21 protein-coding genes are annotated in these 17,980 nt (G+C 58.0%); 15 read left to right on the top strand and 6 right to left on the bottom strand.

Annotated features, from left to right (window positions below):
* Positions 1–109: 109 nt before the first annotated feature.
* The 3 genes from LAP85_17570 to LAP85_17560 all read left to right on the top strand — a co-directional run bounded on the left by LAP85_17570 (position 110) and on the right by LAP85_17560 (position 1,832).
* Entirely contained in the window at positions 110–577 is a 468-nt protein-coding gene (locus LAP85_17570; GenBank protein ID MBZ5498213.1) for a 23S rRNA (pseudouridine(1915)-N(3))-methyltransferase RlmH, read from the top strand.
* 3 nt (positions 578–580) lie between these two features.
* The gene (locus tag LAP85_17565) at positions 581–937 is read left to right on the top strand and encodes a TraR/DksA C4-type zinc finger protein (GenBank protein MBZ5498212.1); all 357 of its coding nucleotides are present in this window, start codon (positions 581–583) and stop codon (positions 935–937) included.
* Positions 938–1,034: 97 nt separating this feature from the next.
* The gene (locus LAP85_17560; GenBank protein MBZ5498211.1) at positions 1,035–1,832 is read left to right on the top strand and encodes a ComF family protein; all 798 of its coding nucleotides are present in this window, start codon (positions 1,035–1,037) and stop codon (positions 1,830–1,832) included.
* A 118-nt stretch (positions 1,833–1,950) separates the two neighbouring features.
* Here LAP85_17560 and LAP85_17555 read toward each other — a convergent pair whose 3' ends face one another.
* The 4 genes from LAP85_17555 to LAP85_17540 all read right to left on the bottom strand — a co-directional run bounded on the left by LAP85_17555 (position 1,951) and on the right by LAP85_17540 (position 5,135).
* Positions 1,951–2,373 carry a periplasmic heavy metal sensor gene (locus LAP85_17555; protein MBZ5498210.1) on the bottom strand — a complete coding sequence of 141 codons (423 nt, stop codon included), beginning with the start codon at positions 2,371–2,373 and terminating at the stop codon, positions 1,951–1,953.
* Positions 2,374–2,394: 21 nt separating this feature from the next.
* Positions 2,395–2,886: a zf-HC2 domain-containing protein gene (locus LAP85_17550; protein MBZ5498209.1), complete on the bottom strand. Its 492-nt coding sequence runs from the start codon at positions 2,884–2,886 to the stop codon at positions 2,395–2,397.
* A 271-nt stretch (positions 2,887–3,157) separates the two neighbouring features.
* Complete coding sequence (queA, locus tag LAP85_17545; protein MBZ5498208.1) at positions 3,158–4,195, bottom strand: tRNA preQ1(34) S-adenosylmethionine ribosyltransferase-isomerase QueA; 1,038 nt, start codon at positions 4,193–4,195, stop codon at positions 3,158–3,160.
* Positions 4,196–4,202: 7 nt separating this feature from the next.
* Positions 4,203–5,135 carry a YihY/virulence factor BrkB family protein gene (locus LAP85_17540; protein MBZ5498207.1) on the bottom strand — a complete coding sequence of 311 codons (933 nt, stop codon included), beginning with the start codon at positions 5,133–5,135 and terminating at the stop codon, positions 4,203–4,205.
* A gap of 264 nt (positions 5,136–5,399) precedes the next feature.
* On the opposite strand from LAP85_17540, the gene folE reads away from it, so the two are divergent.
* Positions 5,400–5,954, top strand: a complete 555-nt coding sequence (gene folE, locus LAP85_17535) for a GTP cyclohydrolase I FolE (GenBank protein ID MBZ5498206.1) — start codon at positions 5,400–5,402, stop codon at positions 5,952–5,954.
* Positions 5,955–6,040: 86 nt separating this feature from the next.
* Here folE and LAP85_17530 read toward each other — a convergent pair whose 3' ends face one another.
* Entirely contained in the window at positions 6,041–7,315 is a 1,275-nt protein-coding gene (locus LAP85_17530; GenBank protein MBZ5498205.1) for a hypothetical protein, read from the bottom strand.
* Between the two features lie 195 nt (positions 7,316–7,510).
* Between LAP85_17530 and LAP85_17525 the strand changes: the two genes are divergently transcribed.
* From LAP85_17525 to LAP85_17495, 7 genes are all read left to right on the top strand, one after another.
* Positions 7,511–7,936, top strand: coding sequence for an ATP synthase F0 subunit B (locus LAP85_17525; protein MBZ5498204.1), 426 nt, complete (start codon positions 7,511–7,513; stop codon positions 7,934–7,936).
* A gap of 93 nt (positions 7,937–8,029) precedes the next feature.
* Entirely contained in the window at positions 8,030–8,587 is a 558-nt protein-coding gene (locus LAP85_17520) for an ATP synthase F0 subunit B (protein MBZ5498203.1), read from the top strand.
* Complete coding sequence (atpH, locus tag LAP85_17515) at positions 8,584–9,126, top strand: ATP synthase F1 subunit delta (protein MBZ5498202.1); 543 nt, start codon at positions 8,584–8,586, stop codon at positions 9,124–9,126. The genes LAP85_17520 and atpH overlap by 4 nt, the downstream gene beginning before the upstream one ends.
* Positions 9,127–9,248: 122 nt before the next feature.
* On the top strand, positions 9,249–10,793 hold the full coding sequence (gene atpA, locus LAP85_17510; protein MBZ5498201.1) for a F0F1 ATP synthase subunit alpha: 1,545 nt from the start codon (positions 9,249–9,251) through the stop codon (positions 10,791–10,793).
* Between the two features lie 15 nt (positions 10,794–10,808).
* Complete coding sequence (gene atpG, locus LAP85_17505) at positions 10,809–11,669, top strand: ATP synthase F1 subunit gamma (GenBank protein MBZ5498200.1); 861 nt, start codon at positions 10,809–10,811, stop codon at positions 11,667–11,669.
* A gap of 85 nt (positions 11,670–11,754) precedes the next feature.
* Positions 11,755–13,164 carry a F0F1 ATP synthase subunit beta gene (gene atpD, locus LAP85_17500; GenBank protein ID MBZ5498199.1) on the top strand — a complete coding sequence of 470 codons (1,410 nt, stop codon included), beginning with the start codon at positions 11,755–11,757 and terminating at the stop codon, positions 13,162–13,164.
* 142 nt (positions 13,165–13,306) lie between these two features.
* Positions 13,307–13,744: a F0F1 ATP synthase subunit epsilon gene (locus tag LAP85_17495; GenBank protein ID MBZ5498198.1), complete on the top strand. Its 438-nt coding sequence runs from the start codon at positions 13,307–13,309 to the stop codon at positions 13,742–13,744.
* Positions 13,745–13,914: 170 nt separating this feature from the next.
* Here the strand turns inward: LAP85_17495 and LAP85_17490 are convergent, their stop codons facing one another.
* Positions 13,915–14,991 (bottom strand): hypothetical protein, encoded by a 1,077-nt coding sequence (locus LAP85_17490; GenBank protein MBZ5498197.1) that lies wholly within the window; start codon positions 14,989–14,991, stop codon positions 13,915–13,917.
* Between the two features lie 566 nt (positions 14,992–15,557).
* Here LAP85_17490 and LAP85_17485 point away from each other — a divergent pair.
* The 4 genes from LAP85_17485 to groEL form a co-directional block, all read left to right on the top strand.
* Complete coding sequence (locus LAP85_17485; GenBank protein MBZ5498196.1) at positions 15,558–16,133, top strand: hemerythrin domain-containing protein; 576 nt, start codon at positions 15,558–15,560, stop codon at positions 16,131–16,133.
* A gap of 8 nt (positions 16,134–16,141) precedes the next feature.
* On the top strand, positions 16,142–17,227 hold the full coding sequence (locus LAP85_17480) for a 4Fe-4S binding protein (GenBank protein ID MBZ5498195.1): 1,086 nt from the start codon (positions 16,142–16,144) through the stop codon (positions 17,225–17,227).
* 162 nt (positions 17,228–17,389) lie between these two features.
* Positions 17,390–17,686 carry a co-chaperone GroES gene (gene groES, locus LAP85_17475; protein MBZ5498194.1) on the top strand — a complete coding sequence of 99 codons (297 nt, stop codon included), beginning with the start codon at positions 17,390–17,392 and terminating at the stop codon, positions 17,684–17,686.
* A gap of 59 nt (positions 17,687–17,745) precedes the next feature.
* A partial coding sequence (gene groEL / locus LAP85_17470) for a chaperonin GroEL (GenBank protein ID MBZ5498193.1) occupies positions 17,746–17,980 on the top strand: 235 nt, incomplete at its 3' end.

Raw genomic sequence — 17,980 nt, 5'->3', positions numbered from 1 at the left:
CCATGCCACGAATGTCACGCTCTCGTGGTTCGGCAACCGGTTGAATTAGCGTGGGGCTTCCGGTAAAATTCGGCGCCTCGTGAGGCCTATGCGGATAAGGGTCTGTTGGGTGGGCAAAACGCAGAATGCGCCGATAAAGTCTTTGGTGTCGGATTACCTGGGGAGATTAAGCCACCTGGTTCCGATTGAAACTGTCGAGGTGCCCGACCTCTCCAAGCGACGGAGCCTCAGAGGCGCTCCTCTTCTGGCTGCGGAAGGAGAGGAATTCGCCCGTGCTCTCACGCCTGACTGCCGCAAGGTTGTGCTCGATGAGCGCGGAACGCAGTTCAGCTCCCCGGAATTTGCCCGCTGGCTTGAGGCGGCGCAGGTCCGTGGGACCAAGGAAATCGCCTTCATCATCGGCGGGCCTGATGGTGTGGACGGCGCTCTGCTGGAGCAGGCTCACCTCAGGTTGTCCCTGGGGAAAATGACCTGGACCCACGAGATGGCCCGGGTGCTGCTGCTGGAACAGATTTATCGTGCGCTCAGCATCCTGCGGAATATTCCGTATCATAAACAGGCGAGCGGGAGAAGGTGATTCATGGATGAAAAGAAGTTGGAACATTTCAGGGGGAAGTTGGTGCAGAAAAAACTCTCGCTCACTAACATGGTCATGCGCACCGAAGGCTACGGGCGCGAGAAAGAGCCAGCCATTCAGGATGTTGCCGATATGGCCGTCGAATCCTACACGAAAGAGTTCATGTTCGGCAAGAGCTCAGGCGACCGGGCTACGCTGGCGAAGATCAATGAGGCCCTGGAACGTATTGAGGACAAGTCGTATGGGACCTGTGTGCACTGCGGTGATCCGATTCTGCCGAAACGGTTGGAGGCGGTGCCGTGGGCTCTGTTCTGCATCCGTTGTCAGGGCTTGCAGGAAAAAGGCCTGCTGAGGGAGTGAATCTGGATTGCGTTACCAGGGGGGCATTCCGCTACTCCAGTTGTCGCCCTCAGCATAGTGCGGGGATTCTCGAAGGTCGGAATGTCCCCTTTTTCACATGGTCGATACGAGACTACTTCTGCCGACGAGCCGGGATCTCCCGTCCTCCCCGATCCGTCGCATTGCCGACGGCGTCCTCAACCTTTTCTACCCGGAATCGTGCCTCGTCTGCTCCACCCCCATCTCCCGTGCCCAGGACTGCGGCATTTGCCCGATATGTTGGGAAAAGGCTCTTCGGCTGCGCATAACTGGTGCAGCGTGCCCCCTGTGCGGACTCCCTTATCGAAATTTTGGAAGCGAACCGGCGCATTTGTGCGGCAAATGTACCCTGCGTCTGCCCCCCTACTCGGGCGCCCGCGCCTTCGGCTGCTACAGTTCTGAACTGAGTCGTGTCATCCAGGCCCTCAAGTTTGACGGCCGCCGGAACCTGGCAAAGCTGCTTGCGCCGCTGCTGGCATCGACGTTTCTGGAGTCATGGTCGCCGCAGGAGATCGACCTTATCGTGCCGATTCCCCTTCATCCCAAACGCAGACGGGAGCGCGGTTACAATCAGGCTGCTCTTCTGGGCCGGTCGCTGGCCCGCCTCGTCGGACTGCCGTTCTGCGACGACGCCTTGCTGCGGGTGCGCAGCACTCTGCCCCAGGTCGGATTGAGCGATTCTGAACGCAGCCAAAACGTCGAGCAGGCCTTCCGCTGCGCCCATCCGGCTGCGATCAAAGGGAAGCGAGTGCTGCTGGTCGACGACGTCATGACAACCGGCTCAACGGTCGCAAGTGCCAGTGAGGCTCTGCTGTCGGGAGGTGCGCTGCGGGTCTCGGTCCTCACCGTGGCCCGTGCGGTTGCCGGATCTGAATAGCAGCAATCATCAAACGCAGGCAACGGCACCACGAAATTCACGAAACGCACGAAAAGAGTTTTCGTGCGTTTCTCGGCCGCTCTCCCGCGCGGCCTATGAGTCCGAAGCCGTGTGCGCGTTACTTGGAGGGATTGGACTGTTGGGGGGGCGTGGGGTCGTGCGTATGATCCCGATGCCGGCTGTCCATTTTTTCGAGTGTGTCGTCAAAATGCTGCCGCTGGTCAGGACGCAGGATTGCGCGGATCGCCTCGTTCGTTTCGGCGCGTAGCTTTTCGTACTGGGGTCGATATTGCACGGACAGGGCATTGAACCGTTCCCTGCTTTGCTGCCAAATGACCCTCAGCTGTTCCTTCTGGCGGGCGTCAAGATTCAGGCTCTGCGCCATCTCTTCGACGATGTCATGCCGGTTAGGCATCCGCGGCCTTTGAGGCGCGGAAGAGACGAAATGGTTCTGATAGATGTAGTGCGTTACGCCACCCGCCACGCCCCCCAGCAGAAAAATGGACACCAGCAGGAGAGCTGCGCTCGTCTTTGATTTCATTGCTTGCAATCCTCGGCGTGTTTACTTTTTGGGTGCGCTGAGGCTGGGGCCCGATGGTTTTTCCGCCAGAGCGTGAAGCACGCTCTCGTCGGTGATGTCCTCTGCGATTACCATCCGGCTGGTGCGATCTGACGCTATGAATATGCTGTCATATGCCTGGTAAAGATCCATTCTCGGACCACGAAACTCGAGATAAGCAAAAAGAGAGATGATTACCAGTGTGACCGTGGCCATGGCCGGAACGATCTGCCTCGACAGACCCAGTATGATCTGCCAGATGGTGATGGCTTGCTCCTCCCTCTCCAGGCGAGCCTTCAGCCGTGCATAAAAGAAAGGCGAGGGTTCCAGTGCCGGAATCGATCTGCCAATGCGCCGGGGGAGCGTCAGCAGCTTCCATTCTCTGGTGCATGAGAGGCAGCCGGTCAGATGCGCGTGAAGCTGCTCGCGCTCCTGCGGCGGAAGCTCATCATCCATCAGCCGGAACAGCCAGCTCCGAACGGTGCTGCATTTCATCTGCGGGTCCCCACTTTGCCTCATCACTTGCTACTACGCCATATCGGGCAAGATATTTCATTTCTTGACCTTCGATTTTATCCGCAACTCCCTTGCCGCGCTACCTCAATCTCCTTCTGGTGCCGGGAGACAAGGGTTGAAACTCTGCCACGGGCGAGCAACCACCAAAATGCTGAGGTCAATGCAAGCCAATAACCAATTTGTAATCAATATTTTGCATCCTTTCCCCTTTCCAGCCAGGCACCTCGGCGAGCGAATCCCGCCGCACCGGCTAGAGGATGAGCATGCAATCGCCATAGCTGAAGAACCGATATTCTGCCGCGACTGCCTGGCGATAACAGTCGAGCATGAATTCTCGTCCTGCGAAGGCACATACGAGCATGAAAAGGCTCGAGCGGGGCAGGTGAAAATTCGTGAGTAGGCCGCCGAGTGCGCGGAACTGGAACCCGGGATAGATGAACAGGTCACAGAATCCGGAGGACCCGCGTTCGAGATAATTCTCGCGCCGCGCCAAATGCTCCAGCACGCGGGTTGTGGTAGTGCCTGTAGCGACTAGGAGCCGGCCGTCGGACCGATGTTTTCTGATGGCGGCCGCAGCGGCATCGGTCACCTCATAGTACTCAGGCTCCAGCCGGTGCTCCTCGATTTCCTCGCACCGTACCGGCTGGAATGTTCCGTAACCCACGTGCAGCAGAATCTCGCACAGCGGGACTCCCCTCTCCGTCAGACGGCGTAGCACCTCGGGAGTAAAGTGCAGTGCCGCCGTCGGAGCTGCGACCGATCCCGATTGCCTGGCAAAGACTGTCTGATAACGCTCACGGTCCTGCGCGAGATCCTCTCCTGCTTCTCTCCGGATGTAAGGCGGCAGCGGGGGTTCGCCCAGTCTTTCGAGGCTCTCCCACAAATCCACGACCTGAGTGAAATCAATGAGGCGGCTGCCATCGGCCCGGATCTCGCGAGCCCGTGCCTCCAGGTCGCCTATCCGCAACTCCTGGCCGGGATTAACTTTCCGCGCGGGTCGCACCAAGGCGAGCCAGGAGGCGGGCGCCTCTTCCCGCACCAGCAGAACCTCAATCCGCTCTTGTCTGCCGGGCCGCTGCGCCCACAGTCGCGCGGGGAAGACTCGTGTGGTGTTTATGACCAGAAAATAGTCGGGGCCTAGAATCTCAGGAAGATCGCGAAAAATCCGGTGTTCCACTGTTCCCGTCTCTCGCCACACCACCATCAGTCGTGAGCGATCGCGCTCCGGAAGCGGATGTTGAGCAATCAGGTGGTCCGGGAGCGGGTAATCAAAGGAGGAGAGTTTCACGTGCGCATCAACGCCTGGAACGCGGGAAATTCCGGACATTCCTCTCCCGCGGGCGGTTGTCCGCGGGGGCGGATTCCGGACTCGCCCCTTTGAGTTGCTGTTCCGGCCGGTGCAATTTGGCCGAGAAATTCGCGCCATAAAGGGTGATTAGGCTCGAGGTATAAACCCAGGTCAGCAGGGCGATGATGAAGCCCGTCGTTCCATAGACTTTCTGAGAATCAAATGTCGGCACCAGCTTCGAGAATATTTTCCAGTCGGCTTCCCAGAGCGAGGTCGCGACGATCGCCCCCGAAAGCGCTTCAAACCAGAGAACCTTGCGATCGGGCATCAACTTGTAGATGCAAAAGAAGACCGCAATCGCCATCACGAATCCGGCTGCCAGAATGATCCATGCCCAGATGGTATTGATGAGCTGGTCTTTGGCAAATGCAGGTACGCGCTTGTCGGCCAGGGCATGCTGAGCGTTCACTACCAGGGTAATTCCTGCCGATGCCAGCAGCATCGTGCCGCCCAGTACCAGGAGCGCTATGTTGCGCAGCCGGCTTTCCCAGAACGTCCTGCGCCTGGGGACTTCCCAGGCGCGATTCAACGCATTTTCGAGGAAGGTAAATATCCAGGTGGATCCCCAGATCACGACGATAAAGCACGCCAGAAACAGGAGCGGGGATGGATCCATCAACTCCAGCAGGTTATTTTCCAGGAAGCCTTTTGAGCCCGGAAAGAGTTCGACGATCCTCTGCACTACAGGCAGGTGTAGTTCCCACATTCCGAGAATAAAAAAGGTGATGTGAAACAGCACGAGGATGGCGGGGAACAGGACGAAAAGACTGAAATAGGAGATGGCCCCGGCGTCCTTTGGAACCTCATGAGTCCACATGGCTCGGGCTGCGTCGACAAAGGCTGTGCCCACACGCTGGAGCCCGGATTTTGTTTTGGACATAATCATTAAGTCTAGTGATTTTGTGGCATTCTGTAAATAGTCTACGCCGGCGGGTGTGGAGCCGAAGAGGTCGACATAAGACAAGCCTATGGTCTGGAATAAGTATCGGAGGATCTTTGACTCCGGGTTTGACTTTGACAACCGGGGTGCCGGAAGCCTACCATTATCGTTCAAGCGTTGGCTCTCATTGATTAAGTTGTGATTTATCTATGGGTTAGGATTAGCCGTTTTTTCGGCCCGCGCATCAGGCCAAGCGAGTGATCCATGAAGAAGCTTGTTCGTGAACTCCTGCTTGAAATAGGTGAAGATCCGGAACGTGACGGCTTGAAAGGGACACCCGACCGCGTCGACAAGGCCCTGCGTTTTCTCACCAGTGGGTATTCTCAGGATGTGGATAAGGTGCTGAACAACGCCTTGTTCGATGTCAAGTATGACGAGATGGTCATCGTTTCAGACATTGATTTTTTCAGTCTGTGCGAGCATCATCTCCTTCCTTTCTTCGGCAAGGTACACATCGCTTATCTGCCCAACAAGAAGGTTGTCGGCATCAGCAAGATGGTGCGCCTGGTCGAGGTCTTCAGCCGCCGGCTGCAGGTTCAGGAGCGTTTGACGACCCAAATCGCTGAGACCATCAACCAGAAGCTCATGCCCCACGGGGTTGCCGTGGTGATCGAAGCCCAGCACATGTGCATGCAGATGCGGGGCGTCGAGAAGCAGAACAGTCGCGCCATCACCAGTTCGATGCTTGGGACCTTCCGCACGCTTCATGAGACGAGGATGGAGTTCCTCAATCTGATCCATAAAACGCAGCACGATTGATTGAAGCCGCGATACACAAAAGACACGAAAGGCCTTTTCGAACCTGGTGTCGTTGTTTCAGGTTTCGTGTAGCCGCGCCGGCCTGCTCATCGCGAGCTGCCCGCGCGCCCAGCCTGCAGCAACGGGACGCCTCGATAGATCTCGCAAACCATCAATACATACATGGGCACATACTCGACCAGCAATACCCAGGCCGGCTCATAGACCGGGTGATATGCGTATGCGAGATAGGAGAGGAAGCAGGCTCCTGTCCAGTAGACCATGAACGCGTAAGGGAAAAATGGTAGTGCCAGCGCGGCCCACGAGATATACCAGGGATGAACCGTTGTGGCGAGGCACAGATCCGCAGTCATGATCCAGAACCCTGCGTGCAACAGGTCGCGCGCGTTGCGCACTGGAAATCGCCAGGCAATCCATACACTGATCAAGACAAGGACAGCCGCGAGATACGGCCCTGTGAGCTTGTCCCATGCCTGACCATAAAACACGTGTCCCAGATGGCGAAGCAGATAGTGAATACCGGCGTTAAACTCGAAGAGCCGGTAGTAAAGCCTGAGCGATTGCAGATATGGGATCCATCTTCCCGGCGACAGGTACAGGAGCACTCCGGCGCCGGCAAACGAGAGGCAGATCGCACCTGCCTTCCACCCGATCCGGCGCACCAACAACGGCAGCCAGAGGGCAGGATGCAGTTTGGCGAGGATCGCGCCCGCGAAGCTCGCCATTGCCCGGAACCTTCCGGATCGGTGGATCAGGTAGACCGACAACAGAATGAGAAACATCATGCCGCTGTCGGAATGGCCGGAGTACGAAAATTCAAAAATGAAAAATGGATTCCACGCCATCAGCAGCAACGGCTGCAGGCCGGCCTCAAAAGCGACCAGTAGCCTCCACATCAGCAGCAAGGAAGCGAACTCCAGCAGGCTGAAGAACGCCTTCATGGGAACGACGGCAGCGCCGAACAGTTGATACGAGAGGCGAAACAGAGCCTGCGACAGAGGCGGGTAGACCGTTATGTAGGGCTTGGAATTCACCATCGGATAAATACGCTGATCGCGGAATTGCTCCAGTTCCGGGGCGTCCGGCGGGTACCGGTAAGGATCGATGCCGAGGGAAGCCAGTCTTCCATCCCACAAGTATCGATAGACATCTTCGCTCTCGCCCGGTGCCGCAGGGAGCACGCTCAGGCGGAATAGAAGTGCAAAGCCCAGCACGCACATCACGCCGCTGCGGCCTTTGACAGGGCAACGGAAGAAACTCCAGATGCAGACGCCGAAAATTGCCAGCATCAATGAGACGAAGAGGCCGCTATGGGAGCGCAATGGGATCAATTTGTAGCTCAAGACCCAGAGCGTTTCCATGATGCCGCCGAGCAGGAAAATGCGAGCTAAGTGATTGAGCACCCTGACAATATATCACCGCTGGCTGTCGGGGGAAACTCCTTGACGATCGTATGACCCTATGATACTTTCTGCAGTTTCTAAGTGACTCCATTAGTATTGGAGAGCGCTGAGGTCCTGACGAAGAAACGGCATTCCTGAGCCCGTGCTGCCCTTATGATCAGCTTAGATTGGTCGATAGTACCGGCGATCATCATATTCGTCCTCACGATCCTGGCTCTCAATTATCTCCTTTTTCGCCCCGTGCTCAGGGTTCAGGCAGAGAGGGAAAAGAGAACCACCGGGCTGATGACGCAGACCCGACGGGATCTTGATCACCACCTGCAGTTGTTCGACCAGTATCAAGCGACTATCAAAAACGCCCGCATGGAAGGGTATCGGCTGATAGAGAAGGCACGTTCTGAGGCTTTGCTCTATCGAAGCAGTACGCTGGAAAGCGGCCGAAACGACGCCGAGCAACTGATCCGGGAGGCTCGTGATTCGATCCAAAGCCAGGTGCTGGCGGCGAAAGTGAGGCTGGAGTACGAAGCCCAGGAAATGGCGCGCCGCATCGCTTCGGCCATTCTGCAGCGGTCGGCGTGAGATTCCTTTCCGCGCCGCCGGGAGTCCGGCAGTCAGGCACCCTGGAGCTGCATCAGCGAGAACTCAATGAGACTTCAGTCAGGTGGATTGCGGATGGCTTTGCTTCTCGGGGCGTTGGTGTGTCTCACCATCCCCGGAGGCGCCTGGGCCGCGGAGAACGAGGGAGGCCGATCCGAATGGTGGCTCATGCTCGGCAAGCTGACCAATCTGGTGCTGGTGATCGCCGTTCTGGTGTGGGTGGCGCGCAAGCCCTTGGCAAATTTCTTTGCCGGCCGGTCGCAGGCCATTCGGGATCAGCTCGAAGAGGCCCGGAAGGCGCGTCTGGAAGCCGAGGCGCGGCTGGCGCAGATAGAATCGTCCATGAGCTCCCTCGACGATGAACTCAGGACGATCAGAGAAGCCGCAGAGCGGGAGGCTCAGGAGGAGTATCAGCGCCTGGTCGCTGTTACGGAACGGGATGCCGAGAAAGTCGTCGAGCGGGCAAGACGTGAAATCGACGGCATGACGCGCGCAGCCCAGCTCGAACTGAAGGAGCATGTTGCCGAGCTTTCTGTTCAGCTGGCGCAGCAAAAGATCCAGGATGAAATGACGGAAGATGATCGCAAACGGCTGTTCGCGCGCTTTGTCGCCAGGGTGGGAGGCCGCGAGTGATACCCTCAGCGGTTTTTGCACGCTATGCGCGTGCCCTGGCGGATGTGGCGCTGGCAAACGGCGAGGAAGCGGAGGTGCGGCGCGATCTCGACACCTATCGGGAGATCTTCCGGCAGGTCCCGGCGCTGTTGGAAGCCCTTGACAGCCCGGCGGTCCAGCACGAGGCCAAGGGAAAGGTGCTCTCCGGCCTGCTGGCGCGTTACCCCGTGAGTCAGACGGTACGCAATTTCCTGCACATCCTGCTCGACCATCACCGCATCCTCTACTTCGCGGCGATTTGCGATTGTTATGTCAAGACTGTCAACGAGCGGAAGGGAATCGTCGCGGCACGTGTGACTTCGGCCGGTCCTTTAGGTGCGCAAGAGCTGTCTGCCCTGCGCGACAGCCTGATGCGGGTGACGGGAAACCAGGTGACCCTTTCGGCAGACACGGATCCGGGCCTGCTGGCGGGACTGATTGTCCAGATCGGCAGCACAGTCTATGACGGATCGATTCGGGCGCAGCTCGAGGAAATGCGGCGGCGTCTGACGCGTGAGTGAACAAGAAAATATGGCAACGAATATGCGACGAAATCCTCGGGGTACGGCGACCTCCGGGCTGCCAGCCATGACAAACCAGGCGGCAGCCTGCTGCCGCACCCCAAGGCAATGAGGGACCAGACATGCAGATCAATGCCGACGAGATAACCAAGATTCTGCGCGAGCAAATCAAGGACTACGAGTCCAGCGTGGTCGTCAGCGAAGTGGGCACCGTGATATCGGTGGGGGACGGCATCGCGCGCATCCACGGCCTCGAAAAAGTGATGGCCGGAGAGCTCCTGGATTTTCCCCATGGAGTCAAGGGAATCGCGCTCAATCTGGAAGAGGACAACGTGGGTGCGGTCCTCTTCGGCGAATACACCATGATCGGCGAAGGCGACACGGTCCAGCGCACCAACCGCATCATGAGCGTGCCCGTCGGAGAAAGCCTCATCGGCAGGGTGGTGAACGCTCTGGGAGAACCGCTGGATGATCGAGGTCCGATCATCAGCGATGCGTTCGCGCCGATAGAGCGCCTGGCTCCCGGTGTCGTCGACCGCCAGCCGGTCAAGGAGCCTTTGCAGACCGGGCTCAAAGCGATCGACGCCATGATCCCGATCGGGCGCGGCCAGCGTGAACTCATCATCGGGGATCGCCAGACCGGCAAGACCGCGATCGCCATCGACACTATCATCAATCAGAAAAACACCGATGTGATCTCGATTTATGTCGCTGTCGGGCAGAAGCGCTCCACGGTCGCGCAGGTGGTGAAGACCCTGACAGACTACGAGGTCATGGACCGGACAATCGTGGTCTCCGCTTCCGCATCCGACCCTGCGACCATGCAGTACATCGCGCCCTATTGCGGCTGTGCCATGGGCGAATACTTCCGCGACCGGGGCAAGCACGCGCTGGTGATCTATGACGACCTGTCCAAGCATGCGGCTGCCTACCGTGAGATCTCGCTGTTGCTCCGCCGACCCCCCGGGCGCGAGGCGTATCCGGGCGACGTCTTCTATCTGCACTCCAGGCTGCTCGAACGCGCCGCGAAGCTGAACGAGGAGAACCTCGGCGGCTCGCTCACGGCGCTCCCCGTCATCGAGACTCAGGCGGGAGACATATCCGCCTACATCCCGACGAATGTCATCTCGATCACCGACGGCCAGATCTTCCTGGAGGGGGATCTGTTCCATGCCGGCATCCGGCCGGCTGTCAATGTCGGGAATTCCGTGAGCCGCGTCGGCGGCAACGCCCAGATCAAAGCGATGAAGCAGGTCGCGGGCACGCTGCGACTCGACTTGGCGCAGTACCGCGAGCTGGCCGCCTTCGCCCAGTTTGGTTCGGACCTGGATAAAGCCACTCAGGCTCAGCTGGCGCGCGGCGACCGCCTCACGGAGATCCTGAAGCAGGATCAGTACCAGCCTCTCGACGTCGTGCGCCAGGTGATGATCATTTTTGCCGGCACCCAGGGTTTTGTCGATGATCTGCAGGTTGGCGAGATCCGGGCTTTCGAAAAGCAGCTGTACCAGTTCATGGAGACCGTGAAAGGCGCACTGGTGCGGAAAGTTGCCGAGGAGAAGGTGCTGAACGAGGATTTGCGCGCTCAACTTCTGGCTGCCCTGAAGGAGTTCAAGGAAAAATATGTTGCCGAGCGAGGGGGCGCCGCAGAAAGGAAAGCTGCCGGCTAGGCGTCGGACGGGACTATGGCCAACATTCGGGACATCCGGCGCCGCATCCGGAGCGCCAAGAACATCCAGCAGATCACGCGCGCGATGAAGTTCGTCTCCGCGGCCCGGCTGCGGAAGGCCCAGGAACGCGTGATCGCCGCGCGGCCCTATGCGCGGCAGATGCTGGCGGTGCTCAACAGCCTGGCGACGCGAGTGCCTGAGCAGAAACACCCCCTGCTCGCACACCGCGAGGGCAACAGAATCGAGCTCGTCGTAATCACAGCCGACAAGGGGCTCTGCGGCGCCTACAACACGAACATCGTCAAGCATGCAGTCGAGTTCATCGTCGAACGCTCCGATGCCGCCGTGGATCTTAACATCCTGGGCAGGCGCGGCCGGGATTTCTTCCGGCGCCGCCCCTATTCGGTGCGTCACGAAGCGATCAACGTGCTCCAGAAGCCGAGCTTCGCCGATGCCGCCGCCATTGGTCGGGACATCATCGAGGAGTTCGTTCAGGAGAAAAAGGACCAGGTCTGGCTTCTATACAACGAATTCAAGTCGGTAGTACAGCAGCGCGTGGTGGTGGAACTTCTCCTGCCGATCAGGAAACTCGAGGGTCTGGAGGAGGCTCATCCCGTGGAATACCTGTACGATGAACCTCCCGAGAAAATCTTCAAGAACCTGCTGCCGCGTCACGTGGAGTCGCAGGTTTTTCGCGCCCTGCTGGAAGCGGCTGCCTCGGAGCAGGGGGCACGCATGACCGCGATGGATGCGGCCACCAAGAACGCCTCCGAGATGATCGACAGCCTGACACTGCATGCCAACAAGGTGCGCCAGGCCGGCATCACCAAGGAGTTGATTGAAGTCGTCAGCGGCGCGGCCACCGCTGGATCCTGATCCGATCCGGCCGGTTCGATCGCGCGACGAAACGACACGCATCCCGCCCACAGGAACGCGGGCGCCACAAGCGCGAGGAGAAGGAATGGATAACAAAGGCAAGGTGGTACAGATCATCGGACCCGTCGTAGACTGCGAATTCGAGGAAAGACATCTTCCGCCGATTTACAACTGCGTCATTATCGAGGGGGATAACCCGATCGGGCACATCCGGGTCACCACGGAAGTCCAGCAACATCTGGGTGAGAGCCGGGTACGGTGCGTGAGCATGCAGCCCACCGACGGCATGGTACGCGGCATGGAGGCGATCGATATCGGCGCCCCCATCACCGTGCCGGTAGGGCGCGGAGCGCTGGGCCGCGTAATGAACGTCATCGGCGAGCCGGTGGATCAGCTCGGCCCGATGCAGACCGACAAACGCTACCCCATCCACCGTCCCGCCCCCACCTTCGAGGAGCAGAGCACCGAGACCCGGATGCTGGAGACCGGCATCAAGGTCATCGACCTCCTCGAACCTTACGTTCGCGGCGGCAAGATCGGCCTGTTCGGCGGTGCGGGCGTCGGCAAGACGGTCATCATCATGGAACTGATCAACCGCATCGCGACCCACCATGGCGGCTTCTCCGTGTTTGCCGGGGTGGGCGAGCGAACGCGCGAGGGAAATGATCTGTGGCTGGAGATGAAGGAATCCGGCGTCATCGACAAAGCCGCCCTCATTTACGGGCAGATGACGGAACCACCCGGAGCACGGCTGCGCGTCGGCCTTACCGGGCTGACGGTTGCGGAGTATTTCCGGGACGAGGAACACCAGGACGTGCTCTTGTTCATCGACAACATCTTCCGTTTTACCCAGGCAGGTTCTGAGGTCTCGGCTCTGCTTGGGCGCATGCCGTCCGCGGTGGGCTACCAGCCGAACCTGGCCACGGAAATGGGCGAACTCCAGGAGCGCATTACCTCCACGAGGAACGGCTCCATTACATCGATCCAGGCGATCTATGTGCCTGCGGATGACTATACCGATCCCGCCCCCGCGACGACCTTCTCACACCTCGATGCGACCACGAACCTGGAACGTAAGATCGTGGAATTGGGCATCTACCCTGCCGTGGATCCTCTCGCTTCGACTTCGCGCATTCTCGATCCGCGCATAATCGGGGATGATCACTATACAGTGGCACGCGAGGTGAAACGGATCCTGCAGCGCTACAAAGACCTGCAGGACATCATTGCCATCCTGGGCATCGACGAACTGGGCGAGGACGACAAGCTTACCGTCAGCCGGGCCAGAAAGATTCAGAAGTTCCTCTCCCAGCCCTTTTTCGTCGCCGAACAGTTTACGGGCATCAAGGGCAAGTATCTGTCGATCAAGGAGTGCATCGAGAGCTTCCGCGGCATCTGTCGCGGCGATTATGATCACATTCCAGAACAGGCATTCTTTATGGTGGGCGGCATCGAAGAAGTCCTGGAAAAAGCCAAGCAATTGTCGGCTGCATGAGAAGCCAAAGTCAGGAGTCAGGAGGACTGCTGAGTTAACAGATATTCGACCGGAGTGCGGAGCGCCGGATCAGTAGTGAGAAATGAAGGCGGAATCGCACCGTCTCCATTCTGACTCCTGACTCCTGACTCCCGAGTTTCCTATGGCCCTTCCCGAAAAAATCCGTCTGGTTATTGTCACGCCGGAGAAACAGCTCTTCAACGGGCTGGTTGATCAGGTCAGCATCCCATCCAGCCAGGGATATCTGGGAATCCTGCCCGGACACGCACCGCTCCTGGCAGAGCTCGGCGTCGGCAACATCAGTTACCAGATCGGGGATCAGTCGGAGTTGTTTTTCTGCTCCTGGGGATTTGCCGAAGTCCTGCCGGATCGTGTGGTGCTTCTCGCGCAGGCTGCTGAAGCGGCCTCAGAAATCGACTTCAACCGCGCCGAACAGGCAAAATCAAGGGCGCAGAAACGCCTCAGTTCAAAGGACCCCAACCTGGATTTCGCCCGCGCCGAGCTGGCACTGCTCAGGGCGATCTCACGCCTGGATGCCGCCAAACAGCATCTGCGTACGCACAGAAGCCCCGGCCGCTAGCTGCCTGAGAGGAGCGAGGCCCGTAACCGCGCCCTCGATGAGGATCGCTTGCCATTTGGTTTTGAGATTTATTGGATCCTCAAATAAAAAAGGGGACGTTCCGAATTTCCGCGAGACTCGCAGCTCGGGGCTCACACGCGAAATTCGGAACGTCCCCTCGTCAGGCGACACTACTGCGGTTTTTTCCTGTTATCCAGATAAATTTGGTTTCTTTTAATCACTTTGTCGAAACCAACCAGAGTGCCGGCATGTTGTGACTTGTAGAGTTCCTCTGCATGAGCCTTGGCCTGCACTTCAAATTTGCCATGGAGCAGATATGCCCTGACATAGGAATCGATGGCATTGTCCACATCGTTTTGCGTCCATTGGATTTGACCAATGTAATAGTAGGCGGCATCGTAATCTTCGATTTGGAGCGCTTTGTCAAGCGCCTGCATGGCATCGGCATATTTCTTTTGTCCATAGTAATGCATACCAAGAATGTCATAGCAGCTCTTCTTGACGGAGGGGACGGCTTTGCTCCATTCCGCCTCCGACATGGAGGCTGGTTTCTGCGCACCAGGGAGTGCCTTGATGGTTTGTTGGGCATATTCGGCAGCTTTCGCAAGGTCATTTTTCTCGGCACACTCAACCATGAGCTGTACCCTGATTTGAAGATCATTGGAGTATTCGGGATACTGGAGCAGCTTCTGCGCCCATTCAGTCTTTTTTTCTTTGTTCCCCAGTTTTACGTAAGCCTGGTAGATCGGCAAAGCTAGGGCGGCGCTTGGAGTCTGGGCGTAAAGCTTTTCCCCGTACTCGACAACCAACTGGCTCTTTCCGAGCGCCACGGCGGCATCCATGAGGTATGCCTGGGTCTTCATATCGTTCGGATTCAGTTTGAGCCATTGCTCAGCCAGTGGTTCCAGGGTCTTGTAGTCGCCGGCGTGGTGCAGGTTGTACAACAACATCTCGTAGAGATTCGTGATGTTGGCCTTTAGTGGTGATTTCGGGTATTTCTCCATGAAAGCAAGTACCATTGCTGCCTGCTTGACCGGATCCTTTTCGTCTCTTGCTGCTTCCCATGCGTTGAACTCTTCTTCCGTGGGCTCCTGGTCTGTCTGCTGAACCTGTTTCTGTTCAACAACCTTTTTCTGCGGGGGCGGATTCTGGGCTTGGCCTGTGGTTTGAGCCCAGATGAGTTCCGCGAACAACATGATTGCACCTGCCAGGAGAGCTAGCAGCGCGCCCTTCAAGTATCGTTTCATGGATGATACCCCCTTCGTTATCAGCGACCTCGCGCATTCTAAAGGAATTCAAAAAACCAAATCAACTAGATATTTCCAGGTTTTGAGCAGAGATGCATTTATTGCCTGAGCCAACGGGATCCCTCGCCCTGAGATAAAATTGCATTTCCAGTTGATTCCCCTTTTATGATGCCCCAAATGTGCCGAAGTTTCGGCCGGGCCTCGAGTTCCTCGAGGTTGTCAATAGCAAAGACCTGCCAATCCAAGTTGCTTAGACACCGTTAAAATTGCCCGGTTCCCACTTCCTTGAAGTTGCGCGGGACCTGCCTGCTCCCCATGAGGCCCCGGATACGGTTGGCGCCCGATTTTTGGCTGTATTTGACAATCAGATTCGTGGACGTCTCAATAGAGAACTCAGATTGGGCAGAGGCCCTTGCGGACCCAGGGTTTCATTCCCGCGCGGATCCACGCTTGAAGAGTCCGCCCATTTTCGCAGGAAAGTTTTTTTCACATAGATATGGACATTAAGGTCCACATATCTTATATTGTGGCTTGAAGAACTGTGAACCGGAAAGGAGATCTGGCTTATGAAAACCGCAACATCCACACTACGCACGGAACATGAGGCTATCCTCAGCATGCTGGAGGCGACCGAGGAGGCTGCCCGGCGCGCGGAACTGGGCGAGCCCGTGTCTGCAGGCACGCTCGCCGGCCTGCTTGAATTCTTCAAGGTATTTGCCGACCGATGCCATCATGGGAAAGAGGAGGAGTTGCTCTTTCCACTTCTCGAACGCAAAGGGATGCCCCGCAACGGCGGACCGGTCGGGGTCATGCTCGTCGAGCACGAGCAGGGAAGGGCGCTCATGCGCCGGATGACAGCGGCCCTGGAGGAACTTACAGCCGGAAATGCCGGTGCGTGCAGGATCTGGGCTGAAGCCGCGCGCGCATACTCCGCCCTGTTGCGCGCGCACATCAACAAGGAAAACAACATCCTGTTTATGATGGCGGAGCGCCTCCTTTCGGAAGCAGAGCAGGCCGAACTGGCGGAGGCGTTCGAGAAACTCGAGGCCGAAAAGATTGGTGCCGGCACTCACGAACGCCTGCACGGCTCGATGAAGGAGCTGCGCGCGGAGATCTTCGCCCCAGTCCATGCCGCCCGGTAGGAAGACTCATGGCGACCGTGCCCACGCTGAATGAAGCCGAACAGAAAGTCCCCCTGCCGGCGCGGCTCCGGGCTGTGCCACGCAAAAAGCTGGTGCGTCGGCTTGCCGGGGACCGCTCGCAGGCGCTGCGCTTTGCCGTGCAGGCGCTTTTCGCTCTCCTGAATGCCGCCATAGGCTTCCAGTTCTATCGTTTCGCCCGTTATTTTGAGTCGGGGGGACTTTCCGCGCGCGTGACGCGCCCGGCAGGAGTGGATGGCTGGCTGCCGATCGGCGGCATGATGAATCTCAAGTATTTCCTGGCGACCTGGACCTTCCCGCGCGTGCACCCGGCCGCCATGGTGCTGCTGCTGGCATTCCTGATCATCTCCATCCTTTTCCGGAAGGCTTTTTGCGGCTGGCTCTGCCCGGTCGGAACCCTCTCCGAGGGCCTGTGGAAACTGGGCAGGAAATATCTGAAGATGAACTGGCGCTTGCCGCGTTGGGTGGACTTCCCGCTGCGCAGCCTGAAATACATTCTGTTAGGGCTTTTTGTTATTGCAGTGGCGGGGATGTCGGCCTCCGCGATCCGGGCGTTTCTCGAGAGCCCGTACGGCGAGGTCTCCGATGTGAAGATGCTGAACTTTTTCCGCTATATGGGATCCACCACAGCCATCACACTGATGGCGCTGGTCGTGCTTTCTGTGCTCATAAAGAACTTCTGGTGCCGATACCTCTGCCCTTACGGCGCCCTGATGGGGCTGGCATCATTGCTCAGCCCGACCCGGATCCGCCGCAATCCGGACCGCTGCATCGATTGCTCCAAGTGCGCCCTGGCCTGTCCGGCGCTCCTTGCCGTCGACAAAGTAATCACGGTCAGGTCGGCCGAGTGCACAGCGTGCATGGAATGCGTTGCTGTCTGCCCGGCCCAGGGAGCGCTCGAGATGTCGCTTCCCGGCCGGCGCACCCTCCCGCCATGGGCGCTCGCCGCCGGCATCGCTGCCATCTTTCTCGGTGTTGTCATCGTTGCCAAAGCAGCCGGCGTCTGGCAGACCAATATCCCGGAGGCCGTCTATTTCCATCTCGTGCCCCGGGCACAGCAATTCGTTCATCCTTGAACTGTGCGTCGGCTTCGACACCGGTTTTGCCTCCCGCCGCGTGCTCACGACCGGTTTGACAATTCTTCTTTTTTGCTTATATTATTAGCACTCGTTTCGGTCGAGTGCTAAACGGGTTGTGCCGAAACATGAGGCTCTTGATAGAAAAGGAGATCTAACACTATGAAAGTAAGGCCTTTGCACGATCGAGTACTCTTAAAGCGCTTTGAGGAGAAGGAAGTGGTTAAAGGAGGGATCATTATTCCTGACACGGCCAAGGAAAAGCCGATGGAAGGCGAGGTGATCGCAGTGGGACCGGGGAAAATGCTGGATGACGGCAAGCGGTCTCCTCTGGATGTCAAAGCGGGCGATCGCGTTCTGTTCGGCAAATATGCCGGGACTGAAATCAAGATCGATGATGAAGAGTACGTCATCATGCGCGAGGAAGAGATCCTGGCGGTATTGAGAAAAGAGAAATAACCGCAGCAAGGGATCACAGGAATTGAAACCCAAGGACGAAAGAAAAGGAGTGAGAACTCATGGCTAAGGATATCGTACATGGTGAGAAATCGCGCCAGGCTCTGCTGAGCGGCGTGAATCAGCTGGCGGACGCCGTAAAGATCACGCTGGGGCCGAGGGGCCGGAACGTGGTACTGGACAAGAAATTCGGATCCCCCGTGATCACGAAGGACGGGGTGACGGTCGCCAAAGAGATCGAGCTGAAGGAAGGCTTCGAGAACATGGGCGCGCAGATGGTGCGTGAGGTCGCGTCGA

It is taken from the genome of Terriglobia bacterium (assembly GCA_020072565.1).
In the GTDB taxonomy this organism is placed as follows: Bacteria; Acidobacteriota; UBA6911; order UBA6911; family UBA6911; genus JAFNAG01.
The sequence above is the reverse complement of the archived record's forward strand: the minus strand, read 5'-3'. Positions and strand labels throughout refer to the sequence as shown.